The sequence below is a fragment of the Microbacterium sp. PRC9 genome (assembly GCF_031844125.1).
Classification (GTDB): Bacteria; Actinomycetota; Actinomycetes; order Actinomycetales; family Microbacteriaceae; genus Microbacterium.
Genome location: NZ_JAUZUR010000006.1, coordinates 148042 through 164162, shown reverse-complemented (window position 1 = coordinate 164162; position 16121 = coordinate 148042). Strand labels below are relative to the sequence as shown.

The following is a 16121-nucleotide window of genomic DNA, read 5'->3' as shown; positions in this document are numbered from 1 at the left end:
GTGACCCCCGACGCTTCCGACGACGACGCCCCGGCCGGGGCAGCGCGGGAGATCATCCAGCGCGGGCTCTACTACGACGAGCTCGAGGTCGGGGCGCGGTATCTGCATCGCCCCGGCCGCACGGCGACCGAGGCCGACAACGTGGTGTTCTCGTCGATCACGATGAACACGCAGGCGCTGCACCTGGACGCCGCGTTCTCCGAGACGCAGCCGTTCGGCCGGCGCCTCATGAACTCGATGTGGACGCTCGCGACGATGGTCGGGGCATCCGTCTCGCAGATCACGCAGGGCACGCTCGTCGCCCAGCTCGGCCTCACCGACGTGTCGTTCCCGGCGCCGCTGTTCCACGGCGACACCCTGTACACCGAGACCGACGTGCTCGACAAGCGGCTGTCGGCGTCGCGACCGGGACAGGGGATCGTGACGCTGCGGCACACCGGCCGCAACCAGCGGGGCGAGGTCGTCGCCCTCGCCACCCGGACCGCGCTGATGTGGTGCGCACCCGAGACCCCGGAGGAGACCCGATGAGCTTCGACCTCGGCCCCGCGCTGCTGTTCTGCCCCGCCGACCGCCCCGAGCGGTACGAAAAGGCGTTCGACCGTGCCGATGCCGTGATCCTCGACCTCGAGGACGCGGTTGCGCCCGCCGACAAGACCGCGGCGCGCGGACACCTCATCGAATCCGAACTCGACCCGGCACGGGTGATCGTGCGCGTGAACCCGCCCGAGACCGACGCGTTCGTCGCCGATCTCGCGACGCTGTCGCAGACGGACTACCGGCGCATCATGGTCGCGAAGTCCGAGTCGCCCAAGCGCATCGGGCGCATCGACGCGCGCTTCGAGGTGATCGCGCTGTGCGAGACGGCGAAGGGCGTCGCCCAGGCCGACCGCATCGCCGCGCTCGACAACGTCGTGGCCATGATGTGGGGCGCCGAAGACCTCGTCGCGAGCATCTGCGGCACCTCCAGCCGCAAACCCAACGGCCGCTACCGCGACATCGCGCGCTACGCACGCTCCCGCGTGCTGCTCGCGGCCGCCGCGCGCGGCAAGGCGGCGATCGACGCCGTGCACCTGGACATCGAGGACGCGAAGCGCCTGGCCATCGAGGCGGCGGATGCTGCGGCATCCGGTTTCCGCGCCACCGCCTGCATCCACCCGAGCCAGGTGGCCGTCATCCGCGCCGCCTACCGCCCTGATGAGAAGACCGTGGCGTGGGCGCGCGCCGTCCTCACCGCCGCGGAGAGCGAGCGCGGTGTGTTCTCGTACGACGGGCGCATGGTCGACGAACCGGTGCTGCGCCACGCGCGCGGCGTGCTGGCTCGCGCGGACGCATGAGTACGCAGTCGGAGCTCACCACGCGGATCGGCACCGTCGCGCGGCGCGAACTCGCGGTGCACGGCATCACCCGCTACGACCAGCTGACCGAGCGCACGCGCGGCGATCTGCTGGCGATCCACGGCGTCGGGCCGAAGGCGGTCCGCATCCTCGACGAAGAGCTCGCCGCTCGAGGTCAGGCGTTCGGCGATTGACGGACGCGCTCGTCCGCGATCTCGCGCGCGACGCGTCCGACGAGCTCGTACGGCACGTCCTTCGAGTGCGGGAAGACGACCGAGTCCTTCTCGGCGCGATAGGGCCCGATCTCGGACTCCAGCGGCTCGGGAAGAGTCGGCACCGGGTAGAGGCCGATGTGCTTCTTCCAGCCGGCGAAGTGGAGTGCGTAGCGCCCGCCGAGCATGACGGCCGCGATGCCGTATCGCACCTTCTGCTCGGGCGGCGTCCCGGATGCGGCCGTGACGGCATCCACGATCTCGGCGCGGACGCGCGTGAGTCGCTCGGCGACCTCGGGAGAGAATCCCGCGATGTACTCGTCGACGGTGGCAGGCGCGGCCATGGCGCCGAGCCTAGGCCACCAGTCCCGCGTACGTCACGAGCCGGAGGTGGTCGCGCTCGTAGACGAAGTCGTGGGTGGCGCCGTTGGCGAGGCGCTCGCCCTCCAGCGGCAGTTCGCCGGCGGTCGCGTGGCGCATCACCTCGCGGATGAGCGCGCCGTGGCTCACGACGATGAGCGAGGCCGCGGCGGGGGCGGTGGCGCGGCGGTGATCCCGCACGACACCGCCGAGCGCCGTGATGGCGCGCGCGCGCAGATCGGCCCACGGCTCCGCGCCGGGCACCTCTGCGGTGTACCAGTCGCCCCAGCGGGTGCGGAACTCGTCGATGCCGACGCCCTCCGCCTCGCCGTAGGCGCGCTCGCGCAGGCCGGCATACGTCCGCGGTGCCGCAAGGCCCAGCTCGGCCGCGATGATCTCCGCGGTCTCGCGGGCGCGGGCCAGGTCGCTCGACACGACGGTCACGGGAACAGCGCCGTCGAGGCGTTCGCGCAGCACCTGCGCGGTCGCGCGGGCCTGTGCGCGACCGGTGTCGTTGAGGGGGATGTCCGTCGATCCCTGGATGCGCCGGTCGCGGTTCCAATCGGTCTCGCCGTGGCGGATCAGGGTGAGCGCGGTCATGCTGTCGACCCTACCCGGGCCGCCTGGGCATCAGCCGCTCAGGCGAGCGAGGGCAGCCCGTCGGCGAGCGCGCGCAGCACCTCGCTGGTGCCGGCGTCGATCTTGACCGTCGCGCGGGCATCCGCGCGCGTCGCGCCGCGGTTCACGATGACGACGGGCAGGCGGCGGCGTCTCGCGCGCTCGAGCAGCCGGATGCCGGAGTTCACGACGAGTGAGGACCCCGCCACGATGAGCGCCTCGCTCGTGTGCACGAGCTGCTCCGCCTCGCGGAACTTCTCGGCGGGGATGAACTCGCCGAAGAAGACGACATCGGGCTTCAGCATCCCGCCGCACACACTGCATTCCGGGATGCGGAAGCCCTCGGTGCTCTCGGGGAGCACGTCGCCGTCGGGCCCGAGTGCGACGTTCTCGGGCACGCGGATCCACGGGTTGTCGTCCTCGACGCGGCGGGCGAGGTCGCGCCGGTCGAAGACCTGGCCGCAGTGGGTGCAGAAGATGCGGCGCATCGTGCCGTGGAGCTCCACGACGCGGCGGCTGCCGGCGCGCACGTGGAGTCCGTCCACGTTCTGGGTGACGACGCCGGTCGCGAGTCCTCGAGCTTCGAGGTCGGCGAGCGCGCGGTGCCCGGGGTTCGGCTCGGCGGACGCGAACGCCTGCCAGCCGAGGTGGCTGCCGACCCAGTAGCGACGTCGCGACGCATCGCTGGAGAGGAACTGCTCGACGGTCATCGGGGTCCGCACCGGAGCTCCTGCCCCGCGGTAGTCCGGGATGCCGGAGTCCGTCGAGACGCCTGCCCCGGTCAGCACGGCGATCCGCCGGCCCGAGAGCGTGGCGATGGCCTGAGCCACGGCATCCGTCGTCCGGGCGTCCATTCCGCTCGCGATCGTCGTCACGGCGCACCCCCTTCGCGTCGAGTGTAGGCCCCGCGGTTTTCGGGGATGTTACGCAGCGGCACCGCGTGCCAGGATGAGCGCGTGGGCAGCTTCGGGGGCGTCAGCGCCGAGGAGTACGCGCGTTTCATGGGCCGTTTCTCGACCCCGCTGGCGGTCGAGTTCGCGACCGTCGGGCTCGAAGGCGTCGACGCGGACGCCCGGCTGCTGGACGTCGGCTGCGGGCCGGGGATGCTGACCCTCGAGCTCGTGAAGCGTCGCGGTCCTGAGGCGGTCAGCGCCGCCGACCCAGAACCGGCGTTCGTCGACGCGACCGAGGAACTGTGCCCCGGCGTGGACGTCCGTGTCGCCGAAGCGGAGCATCTGCCGTTCGCCGACGGAGAGTTCGGGGCGACCCTGGCTCAGCTCGTCGTCCACTTCATGTCGGACCCGGTGCGCGGTGTGACGCAGATGGGCCGCGTGACGGCGCCGGGCGGCCGGGTCTCGGCCTGCGTGTGGGACCACGCGGGCGACGGCGGACCGCTCTCGACGTTCTGGCGTGTGGCGCGCCGACTCGACGACGGCGTCCGCGGGGAGGCCGGTCTCAGCGGCGCCGCCCCTGGGCAGCTCGTCGACATCTTCCGGCGCGCGGGCCTCGCCGACGTCACCCAGACGGTGGTCGAGTGCACGGTGTCGTTCCCGGACTTCGCTGACTGGTGGGATCCGTTCCTCCTCGGTGTCGGGCCGGCCGGCCGGTACGTCGCCACCCTCGGCCGGGGCGAGGTCGCGCGACTGGAGCAGGCGCTGCGCGACGAGCTCGGCGACGGCGGGTTCACGGTGACGGCGCGAGCCTGGACGGCGGTCGGCACCCCGGCCTGAGCGCCGTGCGACGATGGGACGCGATGCACGCGATCCAGATCACCGACGCCTCCGACGAGCGCCTCGCGGACTACCGCGATCTCACCGATGTCGCGCTGAGGCGCGTGATCGAGCCCGAGGGCGGCCTGTACATCGCCGAGTCGGCGAAGGTGATCGGTCGCGCGATCGCGGCCGGCCATCGGCCGCGCTCGGTGCTCGTGCAGGAGAAGTGGCTCCCCGACGTGGAGGAGCTGGTGACGGATGCCTCGACCCCGGTGTACGTCGTCGCCCCCGAGATCGCCGAGTCCCTGACCGGGTATGCGGTGCACCGCGGCGCGCTGGCGTCGATGCACCGGCCCGAGCTCCCGTCGGTGGCCGACGTCGTCGCGGGCGCGCGGCTCGTCGTCGTGCTCGAGGACATCGTCGACCACACCAATGTGGGCGCGATCTTCCGCGCGGCCGCCGGCCTCGGCGCCGACGCGGTGCTCGTGAGTCCGAGATGCGCCGACCCGCTCTATCGGCGGAGCGTCCGGGTGAGCATGGGCACCGTCTTCCAGGTGCCGTGGACGCGGCTGCCCGAGTGGGATGAAGCACGCGCGGTGCTGCACGATTCGGGCTTCGAGCTCGCCGCGCTCGCCTTGTCGGACGCCGCTGTCTCGCTCGACGCCTTCCGCGCGCGCCGGCCGGAACGGGTCGCGCTCATGCTCGGCGCGGAGGGTGACGGGCTGTCGCGCCGGGCGCTGGAGGCGGCCGACACCGTCGTCACGATCCCGATGGCCGGTGGCGTCGACTCCCTCAATGTCGCCGCGGCGAGCGCGGTGGCGCTGTGGGAGCTGCGGGCGCACTGACCTGCGGCGGGCAGCGTCGCCGAGGTCAGGCGCCCGGTCGCACCATCAGCTCGGTGAGGTCGGCGTCGCGGGGCAGGTCGAGGGCCGCCAGGATCGCCGTCGCGACGGATGCCGGGTCGATCCACTGCGACGCGTCGTAGTCGGCGCCCTCCTGCTGGTGGACCTTCTCCTGCATGGGCGTCGCCGTGCGCCCGGGGTACACGGTGGTCACGCGCACGCCGTTCGCGCGCTCCTCCTCGCGGAGGGCATCCGCGACGGCGCGCACCGCGAACTTGCTCGCGCCGTAAGAACCCCACTCGGGGCTGACGCGCAGGCCGGCGCCGGAGTTCACGAACACGACGCGTCCGCGGGCCGTGCGGAGGGCGGGGAGCATGAGGCGGGTGAGCTCCGCAGGGGCCACGGCGTTGACGTTGAGCTGGTGCTGCCACGTCGCGACCGGCGTCTCGCCGATCGCCCCGAGCTCCACGACGCCGGCCACATGGATGAGCGAGTCGAGCTGCGGCGGCACGCTCTGGTGGCTGAACGCCCACGACATGCGAGCGGGGTCGGCGAGGTCGCCGACGAGGGTCTGCGCGCCCGGGAAGCGCTGTCGCAGCTGCGCCGCACGGCCCGCGTCCCGTGCGAGCAGCCACAGGTCGTCGCCGCGGGCGGCGAGGCGCTCCGTCAGCGCGGCTCCGATGCCCGAACCGGCACCGGTGACGAGGTGCGTCGCCACGTCAGGCCTCCTCGCCGCGCGGCGCCGCGGGGTCCGGCCCCGGGACGATCGTGATCACCGGCAGCGGGTCGGGTCGCTTCGCCGTGACCTCGTCGCCGGAAGACTGGTGGCGAAGGCGCCGCAGCACCCACGGCACGAGGTATTCGCGCGCCCACATGACGTCGACCGCCCGCGCTTCGCGCCACGTGCGCAGCGGCAGCGGATCGGGCTGCATCGGCTGGAGGTCGTTCGGCACGTTCAGAGCGCGCAGCACCATGCGCGCGACCTCGTGGTGGCCGAGCGCGTTGTAATGCAGGCGGTCATCGTCGAAGAAGCGCATGTCCTGCACCTCTTTGAGCGCCCACTGGTCGGCGACGATGCAGTCGTACTTGTCGGCGATCGCGCGGATGTTCTCGTTGTAGATGGCGACCTTGCCGCGGATGCCCCGGAACACGGGCGTGAACGCCGTGTCGATGCCGGTGAAGACCACGACGGTCGCACCGTCGCGGGAGAGGCGCACGACGGCGTCCTCGAAGCGCTGTGCGACACGGTCGGGGTCGCCATTGGGCCGGATGACGTCGTTGCCGCCGGCCGAGAAGGTCACGAGGTCGGGCTTGAGGGCGATCGCCGGCGCCACCTGTTCGTCGACGATCTGGCCGATGAGGCGCCCGCGGATCGCGAGATTGGCGTAGGCGAAGTCGTCGACCTGCTCCGAGAGCACCTCGGCGACGCGGTCCGCCCAGCCGCGGAACCCGTTCGGGGCCGACGGCTCGGGGTCGCCCACGCCCTCTGTGAACGAGTCGCCGATCGCGACGTAGCGGCGCCACGGGTGCGGCTGGACGTTCGCGACGTACGGGCTTCGGGGATCTTCTCTCGTGGACATCGCTCTTCCGTTCCTCGGCTTGTGACCGACAGTCAGGCTATCGCGGCGGGGTGACGCACCGGCCCGCGATGTCGTGCGGGTCGTCTATCGTGGTGACTCGTTGTCTACGGGGGAGGTGTGATCGGTGACGGACGAAACGACGATCGAATCGCCGCCCGCCCTCCCCGAGCACCCCCTCACGGAATCGGCATCCGACGGCCGTCTCACCACCGGCCCGCACGGCGCCGAAGCGCACATCGGCAGCTTCGCCGCGGAGCACCTCTCACCGACGTACCCGCAGCGCGCCCCCTGGGGAACCGCGCAGCGGCTGCGGGCGTGGCAGGCAGAGGCGCTCGACCTCTACTTCGGACTGGATGGCCCCGACGGCCCAGGCGGCGGACCCCGCGACTTCCTCGCGGCGGCCACCCCGGGCGCCGGCAAGACGACGTTCGCCCTCCGTCTCGCGAGCGAGCTGCTGCGGCGGCGTGTCGTCGACCGCATCGTCGTCGTCGCTCCCACGGAGCACCTCAAGACGCAGTGGGCAGACGCGGCCGCGCGGGTGGGCATCCGCCTCGACCCCGCCTTCAGCAACCGCCATTTCGCGCCCGCCCGCCAGTACCACGGCGTCGCCGTGACGTACGCGCAGGTCGCGGTCAAGGCATCCGTCCATCAGCGGCTCACGATGGACGCGAAGACGCTCGTGATCCTCGACGAGGTGCACCACGGCGGCGACGCGCTGAGTTGGGGCGACGCCCTGCGCGAGGCCTACGCGCGGGCGACCCGCCGGCTGCTGCTCAGCGGAACCCCGTTCCGCAGCGACACCGCGCCCATCCCGTTCGTCGAGTACCACCCCGACGCCAAGGGCATCCGGGTCTCGCGCACCGACTACGCCTACGGCTACCGCCGTGCGCTCGAAGACGGCGTCGTGCGTCCCGTTCTCTTCATGGTCTACGCCGGGCAGATGCGCTGGCGCACCAAGACCGGCGAGGAGATGGAGGCGCAGCTCGGCCAGGACAACACCAAGGACATCACCTCGCAGGCCTGGCGCACCGCGCTCGACCCCGAAGGCGACTGGATCCCCGCCGTGCTGCGGTCGGCCGACCGCCGGCTCACCGAAGTGCGCGAGCACGTTCCGGATGCCGGCGGCCTGGTGATCGCGACGGATCAGACGGCCGCGCGCGCCTACGCCGCGATCCTGCACGACATCAGCGGCGAGGCGCCGACCGTCGTGCTGTCGGACGAGGCCGAGGCGTCGAGCCGCATCGAGGAGTTCTCGACCTCGACGAGCCGCTGGATGGTCGCCGTGCGCATGGTGTCGGAGGGCGTCGACGTGCCGCGCCTCGCCGTCGGCGTGTACGCGACGAGCGCCTCGACGCCGCTGTTCTTCGCGCAGGCCATCGGGCGCTTCGTGCGCGCGCGCCGTCGCGGTGAGACCGCGAGCGTGTTCCTGCCCAACGTGCCGCAGCTGCTCGCCCTCGCGAACGAGATGGAGCGGCAGCGCGACCACGCGCTGGACCGCGACTCCGACGGCGAGGACGAGTGGAACGCCGAAGAAGACCTGATGAACGCCGCCGAGCGCGAGGACAAGGCTTCCGACGCGCTCGAGGAGGAGTTCTCATATCAGGCCCTGGGTTCGCTCGCGCACTTCGACCGGGTGCTCTTCGACGGCCAGGAGTTCGGCCAGCTCGCCGTTCCGGGCACCCCCGAGGAGGAGGAGTTCCTGGGCATCCCGGGCCTGCTCGAACCCGACCAGGTGCACGACGTCCTGATGTCGCGGGTCTCACGCCAGTCGCGGCACCGCACCGCGCGCGAGGCGCAGGAGGCGACGGAGCCTGCGGAGGAGCCCGCGCTGCCCCAGGCGCTGCACCGCACGCTCAAGGAGCAGCGCCAGCTCCTCAACAGCCTCGTCGGCCTCTACGCCCGCCAGACGGGGGAGGCCCACGGCCTCGTGCACGCCGAGCTGCGCCGGATCTGCGGAGGCCCCGCCGTGTCGCATGCCACGGTGACCCAGCTGCAGTCGCGCATCGACGTGCTGCGCAAGCGCGTCCGCTCCTGACTCCCGGCGCTCGAGCTCGGGCTGCGCGGCGCCCTCGAGGGCCGGTGAGGTTCGGAACCCCGAAATGCTGGCAATCCTCGGTTCTGGGCCGGCGGTGCCCCGGGCGGTGGCTAGCGTTGACGGGTCCCGCACCCCTGACTGGAGGACCGAGTGAGCACGCCCGCCGCACCGACCGACCGCGATCGACGCCGCTGGGCGCGGTACCTCGTCAACGAGCGGGCGGAGGCGCACGTCTACCGCGAGCTCGCGGGGCGCCGCACGGGGGAGGAGCGCGAGATCCTGCTCGCGCTCGCCGAGGCCGAGGGGCGCCATGAGGCGCACTGGCTGCAGCTGCTGGGCAGCGAGCCGGCACGACTGCCGCAGGCCGACGTCCGCACCCGCATGCTCGGCTGGATGGCCAAGCGGTTCGGCTCGATCTTCGTGCTGGCTCTCGCTCAGAACGCCGAGGCCCGCTCGCCCTACGACGACGAGCCGTTCGCGACCCCGACGATGGCGGCGGACGAGCGGATCCACCACGAGGTCGTGCGCGGGCTCGCCGCTCGCGGACGCCGTCGCCTGTCGGGCACGTTCCGCGCGGCGGTCTTCGGCGCGAACGACGGCCTCGTCTCGAACCTCGCGCTCGTCATGGGCATCGGCGCCACCGGGGTGTCGAGCCAGTTCGTGCTCTTCAGCGGCATCGCGGGCCTGCTCGCCGGCGCGCTGTCGATGGGTGCGGGGGAGTTCGTGTCGGTCCGCTCCCAGCGGGAGCTGCTGGCGGCCACGGAGCCGAGCGACTACGCCGACGGCGCGATCCCGCACCTCGACATCGACGCCAACGAGCTGGCGCTCGTCTATCGGACCCGCGGGATGCCGGAGGCCGAGGCGTCCGCGCGCGCCCGCCGCGTCGTCGAGGCCGCGCACGCGCTGGGTCAGGGACGCACCGACACCGGCCCGATCTCGGTCGCCGACCACGAAGAGGTCGTGGGAAGCGCCTGGGCCGCCGCGCTGTCGAGCTTCCTGTTCTTCGCGTCCGGCGCGATCATCCCGGTACTGCCGTGGATCTTCGGCCTGTCCGGCCTCACCGCCGTCGTCGTGGCGCTCGTGCTGGTCGGGATCGCGCTGATGTCGACCGGTGCCGCGGTGGGCCTGCTGTCGGGCGCACCGCCGCTCAAGCGCGCGCTCCGTCAGCTCGCGATCGGCTTCGGCGCCGCCGCGGTGACGTACGTCCTCGGCCTGCTGTTCGGCGTTTCGATGGGATGACGCGCCCGGGCGTCCGCCGATTCGTTGAACCTCCGGTGACGTGGTAATGTCATTCCTCGGTTGCGAAACCGAAAACCACCTGCGCGGGTGGCGGAATAGGTAGACGCGCTAGCTTGAGGTGCTAGTGCCCGTATAGGGCGTGGGGGTTCAAGTCCCCCCTCGCGCACAGTGAAGAAGGCCCCCGAAAGGGGGCCTTCTTTCGTCGTTGCGGACCCTGAGTCCTTCGGTGTCGCGCGCTCCTCGCGGAAACGGACGGGAAACGAGTGACCGGTAGGTTTGAGCCCATGCCTTCATCCGATCCCGGACTTCCGGAGGTCGCCGCGCTCGCGCGGGATCTGATCCGCTTCGACACCACGAATCACGGCGGCGGCCGCGCCGCCGGCGAGCGGGAGGCCGCGGAGTACGTCGGCGCCTACCTCGAGACGCTGGGCCTGGAGCCGGAGTTCTACGAGCCCCTCCCGCGCCGCACCAACGTGATGGCGAGGGTTCCCGGCCGCAACCGCGACAAGCCCGCGCTCGTGCTGCACGGCCACCTGGACGTGGTTCCGGCGATCGCCGACGACTGGAGCGTCGACCCCTTCGCGGGCATCGTGAAGGACGGGATGCTGTGGGGCCGCGGCGCCGTCGACATGAAGGACATGGACGCCATGATCCTGACGTCGGTCGCCGACATCCTCCGCGCCGGCGAGCAGCCTGAGCGCGACCTCGTCCTGGCGTTCTTCGCCGACGAGGAGAACGGCGGCGTCGAGGGGTCCGCTCTCGTGGTCCGCGATCGCCCCGAGTGGTTCGCCGGCGCCACCGAGGCGATCAGCGAGGTCGGCGGCTACTCGATCCCGATCGGCGACCGCCATGCGTACCTCCTGCAGGTGGGGGAGAAGGCCCTCATCTGGATCCGCCTCGTCGCACGCGGCCGCGCCGCGCACGGGTCCAAGCTGCACGACGAGAACGCCGTGACGAGGCTCGCCGAGGCCGTCGCGGCGCTCGGGCGCACCGCGTGGCCCGTGACGCTCACCGACACCTCGCGCGAGATGAGCGAGCGACTCGCGGAGCTCACCGGCCAGTCCGCGGGCGACCCCGACGCCGTCGCGGCAGCCACCGGCGCAGCATCCGGATTCCTCCGCTCGACGCTGCGCACCACCACCAACCCGACCGGTCTCGTGGCCGGCTACAAGCACAACGTGATCCCCGACCGGGCCGAGGCGCTCATCGACGTCCGGACGCTTCCCGGCACCGAGGACGCGACTCTCGCCGACATCCGCCGCATCGTCGGCGACGGCGTGGAGGTCGAGATCGTCCACCAGGACATCGGACTCGAGGTCCCGTTCTCGGGCGACCTCGTCGACGCCATGGTCGCGGCGCTCGGCCGTCACGATCCTGGCGCACCTGTCGTGCCGTACCTGATGGGCGGCGGGACCGACAACAAGGCGCTCGCGGCGCTCGGCATCGCCGGCTACGGCTTCGCGCCGCTGCGCCTGCCGTCGGACCTCGACTTCACGGGCATGTTCCACGGCGTCGACGAGCGCGTGCCCATCGACGCCCTGGTCTTCGGCCAGGCTGTCCTCACCGATCTGCTCCGCACCTACTGATTCGTCGGCGGATGCCTCGCCCCCCCCGGCATCCGTCACCGCACGGCTGAAAGGCGCCCATGCTTCTCGAAGCGATCATCCTCGGGTTCGTCCAGGGACTGACCGAATTCCTGCCGATCTCGTCGAGCGCTCACCTGCGCATCCTCGGCGAGTTCCTGCCGTCGGCAGAGGACCCGGGCGCCGCGTTCACCGCGATCACGCAGATCGGCACCGAGGCGGCCGTCGTGGTCTTCTTCTGGCGCGACATCGTGCGGATCATCGGGCACTGGTTCCGGGCGCTGTTCGGCCGCATCCCGCGCAACGACCCCGACGCGAAGCTCGGCTGGCTCATCATCGTCGGCTCGATCCCGATCGTGGTGCTCGGCCTGCTGTTCCAGGACCAGATCGAGACCGTGCTGCGATCGCTCTGGATCACGGCCGGCATGCTGATCTTCTTCGGCGTTCTGCTCGGCATCGCCGACCACGTCGGCGCCAAGAAGCGCAAGCTGCAGGACATCACGGTCGGCCACGGCGTGATCTACGGTTTCGCGCAGTCGCTCGCCCTGATCCCGGGCGTTTCGCGGTCCGGCGGAACCATCACCGCCGGCCTCTTCATGGGCTACGAGCGGGCCGCCGCGGCGCGCTACGCGTTCCTGCTCGCGATCCCGGCAGTCTTCGGCAGCGGCTTCTTCCAGCTGGTCAAGAGCCTCGACGAGCCGGGCGTGTTCACCCTCGGCGAGACCGCGGTGGCGACGGCCGTCGCATTCGTCGTCGCGCTCGGCGTGATCGCGTTCTTCATGAACTGGATCTCCAAGCACAGCTTCCTGCCGTTCGTGGTCTACCGCGTCGCGGTCGGCTCACTCCTGCTGGTGCTGCTGAGCATGGGCGTCATCAACCCTTGACGCGGGGGACGGATGCCGCTCAGCGGCGCGGGTCGTCGCGGCCGGGCTTGCTCGGCCCGTCGCCCGGCTTGCCGTCGGTGCGGCGCAGGTACCGCTCGAACTCCTGCGCGATCGCGTCGCCCGAGGCCTCGGGGGAGTCCCACGTGTCGCGCGTGCGCTCGAGCTGGTGGATGTACTCGGTCATCTCCTCGTCGTCGGCCGCGGCCGCGTCGATGGAGGCCTCCCATGCCGCTGCCTCCGTGGCGAGATCGCCGCGGGGGACAGCAGCCCCGGTGAGGTCCTCGAGCCGGTCGAGGAGCGCCAGGGTCGCCTTCGGCGACGGCGTGTGCCCGGCGACGTAGTGCGGCACGCTCGCCCACAGGCTCGCGGTCGGGATCCCGGCGCGCTCGGCGGCGTCGCCGAGGACGCTGAGGATGCCGACGGGACCCTCGTAGGTGCTGCGCTCGAGCTCGAGCGCAGTGCGCAGGTTCTCGTTGTCGCTGCCGGAGAAGACCGAGATGGGCCGGGTGTGCGGCACGTCCGACATCATCGAGCCGATCGCGACGAACCCGGTGATGTCCTCGCGGAGGGCGATGTCGATGAACTCCGACGAGAACGCCTGCCACGCGCGGGCGGGCTCCACGCCGGTCAGCAGCCACAGCTGGGTGCCGCGCGTCGCCTGCGCCGGGCGCAGCAGCGTGGCCTCGGGCCAGCGGAGCGTGCGACGGCCGTCGCCGTCCGCGGCGATGTGCGGACGCGTGTACTGGTAGTCGAAGTAGAGCTCGGGATCGACCGAGAACACCGTCTCGTAGGAGCCGCCCTCGCGCAGCTGCGTGATCGCGGAAGACGCGGCTTCGCCCGCGTCGTTCCAGCCGTCGAACGCTGCGACGAGAACACGACGACCCAGTCCGTCCACGAGACCCCCTTCACCCGCATCCGCTGCGGGTTCCTTCCAGGATATGCCCCCGCCCCCACGGAGGGCCGGAGACCCCTCGGTAGGATTGCACGGTGAATGCGCCCCGACTCGCCGCCGTCCTGTGGGACATGGACGGCACCCTCGTCGACACCGAGCCCTACTGGATGGCGGCGGAGACGCCCCTCATCGAGAGCTACGGCGGGACGTGGTCCCACGAGCAGGCGCTCGGACTGGTCGGCCTCGGCCTCGAGGACTCCGCCCGGATCCTGCAGGGCACCGGCGTGCGCATGAGCACCGACGCGATCATCGACCACCTCACCGAGGACGTCATGCGTCAGCTGTCCGCCACGGGCGTCCCCTTCCGCCCCGGCGCCCGCGAGCTGCTCGCGAGCCTGCGCGAGGCCGGCGTCAAGACGGGACTCGTGACGATGTCGATGCGCCGCATGGCGCAGACGGTCGTCGACCTCATCGACTTCGACGCGTTCGACGTCGTCGTCGCGGGCGACGACGCCACGAGGCCGAAGCCCTTCCCCGACCCCTATCTGCAGGCGTGCGAGGCGCTCGGCGTCACGCCCGACGAGGTCGTCGCCATCGAGGACTCGCCCAACGGGCTTCGCTCCGCCGTCGCCTCGGGCGCATCGGTCATCGGCGTGCCGCTCATGGTGTCGCTCACCGGCGCCGGCGCGCACACGCTCTGGGAGAGCCTCGAAGGACGCACGGCCGTCGACGTCGCCGAGTTCCATGCCGCGCACCGCGCCCGCGTCCACGCCCCGCACCCCGCCGAGGAGACCTCCCGATGACCGACGACCAGGAACTCGCCGGCGGGCGCCCGAGCGGCCCCTTCCGCCTCGGCGACCGCGTGCAGCTCACGGGGCCCAAGGGCCGCCTGCACACCATCACGCTGCGCGAGGGCGGCGAGCTGCACACCCACCACGGAGTGCTGCGCCACTCGCAGCTGGTGGGGCAGCCCGACGGGTCCGTCGTCGCGAACAGCGGCGGGCACGAATACCTGGCGCTGCGCCCGCTGCTGCGGGACTTCGTGATGTCGATGCCGCGTGGCGCGGCCATCGTGTACCCGAAGGACGCCGCGCAGATCCTCGCCGAGGCCGACATCTTCCCCGGTGCCACGGTCGTCGAGGCCGGTGTGGGCTCGGGAGCGCTGTCGCTCTGGCTCCTCCGCGCGATCGGCAGCGAGGGGCGGCTCGTCTCCTTCGAGCGCCGCGATGACTTCGCCGCGGTCGCGCGGGCGAATGTCGAGACCTTCACCGGGCACGTGCCGGCGAACTGGGACGTGGTCGTGGGCGACCTCGCCGAGGAGCTCAACGACACGGTGGCCGAGGCATCCGTCGATCGTGTCGTGCTCGACATGCTCGCGCCCTGGGAGTGCATCGATGCCGTGGCCGAGGCGCTCACGCCGGGCGGCGTCGTGGTCTGCTACGTCGCGACGGCGACCCAGCTCAGCCGCGTCGCGGAGTACATCCGCGGGACCGGGCTGTTCACCGAGCCCGATGCGAACGAGACCATGGTGCGCGGTTGGCACGTCGAGGGCCTCGCTGTGCGCCCCGACCACCGCATGATCGCGCACACCGGCTTCCTCGTGTGGGCGCGACGGCTCGCGCCCGGAGCCGTACCGCCCGAGGTGAAGCGCCGGGCGTCGAAGTCGAGCTACGGCGACGAGGACGTGGAGCTGTGGACACCCGGCGCCGTCGGCGACCGTCAGATCACCGACAAGAACCTGCGCAAGCGCGTCCGGGAGGCCGAGCGCGCCGCCGAGGGCGCGCGCCAGGCGGCCGGACGGTCCGACGCGCCCGACGAGTCCGCCTAAACTAGCCCGGTGCGCAAGATCCCCGTTGCCCTGGTTGTCCTGGGACTCGTGACCGTCGGCCTGGCCGGATGCTCGCTGCCCGGCGCGTCCGCGTCAGACTGCTCGCGTCCCGAGGTGTCGAACCCCGACGTGATGGACCTCATCACCGTCACGGGCGACACCGAGGACGAGCCGACGGTCGACCTGTACACGCCGGTGAAGGCTCCGGAGCTCGCCTACGAGGACGTGGTGACGGGTGAGGGCACCGCCGTCACCTCCGTCAACCAGCCGCTCGTGCTCGATGTCGCGCTGTTCAGCGGCACGACCGGCGAGAAGCTCGCCGCGACCCCGTACGACGGCGACATGTCGCGGGTGGGCTCGGTCGCGCAGTTCGCCAACTTCCCGGGCTTCGAGGACGCGCTGCACTGCGCCACCGAGGGGTCCCGCGTCGCTGTCGCGCTGTCGTCCGACGACCTCGCCGACGGCGTCGCCGAACAGGCCGGCCTCGACGACGGAGACGCCCTCGTCGCGGTCATCGACCTCCGCAAGGTGTACCTCGCGGCCGCCGACGGCCAGAACCAGTTCAACAGCGGATTCGGGCTGCCCAGCGTCGTTCGTGCGCCCGATGGGCGCCCGGGCCTCATCATCCCCGACGGCGCCGCGCCGGACGACGTGACGATCCAGACGCTCAAGAAGGGCGACGGTGAGAAGGTCACCGGGGACCAGCCGGTGCGCGTCCACTACACCGGCGTGGTGTGGGGCGAGAACGAGCCCTTCGACACGACGTGGGACGGCGAGCCGGCATCGCTCACCCTCGACGGCGTCGTGCCCGGGTTCGCGCAGGCGCTCGAGGGGCAGACCGTCGGCTCGCAGGTCATGGTCGTCGTGCCGCCCGACCAGGGCTACCGCGACCAGGCGCAGGGCGGCATCCCGGCCGGCTCGACGCTGGTCTTCGTGATCGACATCCTCGGCCTCGACGCGGTGCCGGCGCAGTAGCGGGGTTCGACGACCCCGACGCGGGCG

At 71.9% G+C, this 16121-nt stretch carries 18 protein-coding genes and 1 tRNA gene; 13 read left to right on the top strand and 6 right to left on the bottom strand.

All coding sequences use genetic code 11. The annotated features are described in order from the left end of the window. Genes Q9R33_RS14620 through Q9R33_RS14610 form a run of 3 tightly spaced genes read left to right on the top strand, consistent with a single transcriptional unit; the run spans position 1 to position 1528 of the window. Complete coding sequence (locus Q9R33_RS14620) at positions 1-528, top strand: MaoC family dehydratase (RefSeq protein WP_311294221.1); 528 nt, start codon at positions 1-3, stop codon at positions 526-528. Beyond that, positions 525-1334, top strand: a complete 810-nt coding sequence (locus Q9R33_RS14615) for a CoA ester lyase (protein ID WP_311294220.1) — start codon at positions 525-527, stop codon at positions 1332-1334. Before Q9R33_RS14620 ends, Q9R33_RS14615 begins: the two co-directional genes overlap by 4 nt. Then, positions 1331-1528, top strand: a complete 198-nt coding sequence (locus Q9R33_RS14610; protein ID WP_311294219.1) for a hypothetical protein — start codon at positions 1331-1333, stop codon at positions 1526-1528. Before Q9R33_RS14615 ends, Q9R33_RS14610 begins: the two co-directional genes overlap by 4 nt. On the opposite strand, the gene Q9R33_RS14605 is transcribed toward Q9R33_RS14610, so the two are convergent. The 3 genes from Q9R33_RS14605 to Q9R33_RS14595 are packed head-to-tail and all read right to left on the bottom strand — an operon-like array spanning position 1510 to position 3378. After that, positions 1510-1890, bottom strand: coding sequence for a hypothetical protein (locus Q9R33_RS14605; RefSeq protein ID WP_311294218.1), 381 nt, complete (start codon positions 1888-1890; stop codon positions 1510-1512). The two genes, Q9R33_RS14610 and Q9R33_RS14605, sit on opposite strands and share 19 nt — an antisense overlap. Positions 1891-1900: 10 nt before the next feature. After that, positions 1901-2506, bottom strand: coding sequence for a histidine phosphatase family protein (locus Q9R33_RS14600; protein WP_056367197.1), 606 nt, complete (start codon positions 2504-2506; stop codon positions 1901-1903). Positions 2507-2544: 38 nt separating this feature from the next. Next, on the bottom strand, positions 2545-3378 hold the full coding sequence (locus tag Q9R33_RS14595) for a Sir2 family NAD-dependent protein deacetylase (protein WP_056367198.1): 834 nt from the start codon (positions 3376-3378) through the stop codon (positions 2545-2547). 102 nt (positions 3379-3480) lie between these two features. Here Q9R33_RS14595 and Q9R33_RS14590 point away from each other — a divergent pair, with 102 nt between their 5' ends. Continuing rightward, complete coding sequence (locus Q9R33_RS14590; RefSeq protein WP_235560142.1) at positions 3481-4254, top strand: methyltransferase domain-containing protein; 774 nt, start codon at positions 3481-3483, stop codon at positions 4252-4254. Between the two features lie 23 nt (positions 4255-4277). Beyond that, positions 4278-5081, top strand: coding sequence for an RNA methyltransferase (locus Q9R33_RS14585; RefSeq protein WP_311294217.1), 804 nt, complete (start codon positions 4278-4280; stop codon positions 5079-5081). Positions 5082-5106: 25 nt separating this feature from the next. On the opposite strand, the gene Q9R33_RS14580 is transcribed toward Q9R33_RS14585, so the two are convergent. Further along, entirely contained in the window at positions 5107-5796 is a 690-nt protein-coding gene (locus Q9R33_RS14580; protein ID WP_311294216.1) for an SDR family oxidoreductase, read from the bottom strand. A gap of 1 nt (position 5797) precedes the next feature. Then, on the bottom strand, positions 5798-6658 hold the full coding sequence (locus tag Q9R33_RS14575; RefSeq protein ID WP_311294215.1) for an SGNH/GDSL hydrolase family protein: 861 nt from the start codon (positions 6656-6658) through the stop codon (positions 5798-5800). A 235-nt stretch (positions 6659-6893) separates the two neighbouring features. Between Q9R33_RS14575 and Q9R33_RS14570 the strand changes: the two genes are divergently transcribed. The 5 genes from Q9R33_RS14570 (at position 6894) to Q9R33_RS14550 (ending at position 12399) form a co-directional block, all read left to right on the top strand. Further along, a complete protein-coding gene (locus tag Q9R33_RS14570) occupies positions 6894-8693 on the top strand; it encodes a DEAD/DEAH box helicase (RefSeq protein ID WP_311294374.1) in 1800 nt (599 codons plus the stop codon). A 150-nt stretch (positions 8694-8843) separates the two neighbouring features. Next, on the top strand, positions 8844-9932 hold the full coding sequence (locus Q9R33_RS14565; RefSeq protein WP_056367202.1) for a VIT1/CCC1 family protein: 1089 nt from the start codon (positions 8844-8846) through the stop codon (positions 9930-9932). 81 nt (positions 9933-10013) lie between these two features. Continuing rightward, positions 10014-10098: transfer RNA gene (locus Q9R33_RS14560), tRNA-Leu, on the top strand. A gap of 118 nt (positions 10099-10216) precedes the next feature. Beyond that, positions 10217-11518, top strand: a complete 1302-nt coding sequence (locus Q9R33_RS14555; protein ID WP_310246383.1) for a M20/M25/M40 family metallo-hydrolase — start codon at positions 10217-10219, stop codon at positions 11516-11518. A 59-nt stretch (positions 11519-11577) separates the two neighbouring features. After that, complete coding sequence (locus tag Q9R33_RS14550; RefSeq protein WP_310246386.1) at positions 11578-12399, top strand: undecaprenyl-diphosphate phosphatase; 822 nt, start codon at positions 11578-11580, stop codon at positions 12397-12399. Between the two features lie 19 nt (positions 12400-12418). On the opposite strand, the gene Q9R33_RS14545 is transcribed toward Q9R33_RS14550, so the two are convergent. Further along, positions 12419-13294 (bottom strand): PAC2 family protein, encoded by an 876-nt coding sequence (locus tag Q9R33_RS14545; RefSeq protein ID WP_310246389.1) that lies wholly within the window; start codon positions 13292-13294, stop codon positions 12419-12421. A gap of 92 nt (positions 13295-13386) precedes the next feature. Here Q9R33_RS14545 and Q9R33_RS14540 point away from each other — a divergent pair, with 92 nt between their 5' ends. The 3 genes from Q9R33_RS14540 to Q9R33_RS14530 are packed head-to-tail and all read left to right on the top strand — an operon-like array spanning position 13387 to position 16094. Continuing rightward, entirely contained in the window at positions 13387-14094 is a 708-nt protein-coding gene (locus Q9R33_RS14540; protein WP_311294212.1) for an HAD family phosphatase, read from the top strand. Next, a complete protein-coding gene (locus Q9R33_RS14535; RefSeq protein ID WP_056367206.1) occupies positions 14091-15119 on the top strand; it encodes a tRNA (adenine-N1)-methyltransferase in 1029 nt (342 codons plus the stop codon). The genes Q9R33_RS14540 and Q9R33_RS14535 overlap by 4 nt, the downstream gene beginning before the upstream one ends. A gap of 9 nt (positions 15120-15128) precedes the next feature. Then, positions 15129-16094 (top strand): FKBP-type peptidyl-prolyl cis-trans isomerase, encoded by a 966-nt coding sequence (locus Q9R33_RS14530; protein ID WP_310246397.1) that lies wholly within the window; start codon positions 15129-15131, stop codon positions 16092-16094. The last annotated feature ends 27 nt before the right edge of the window (positions 16095-16121 follow it).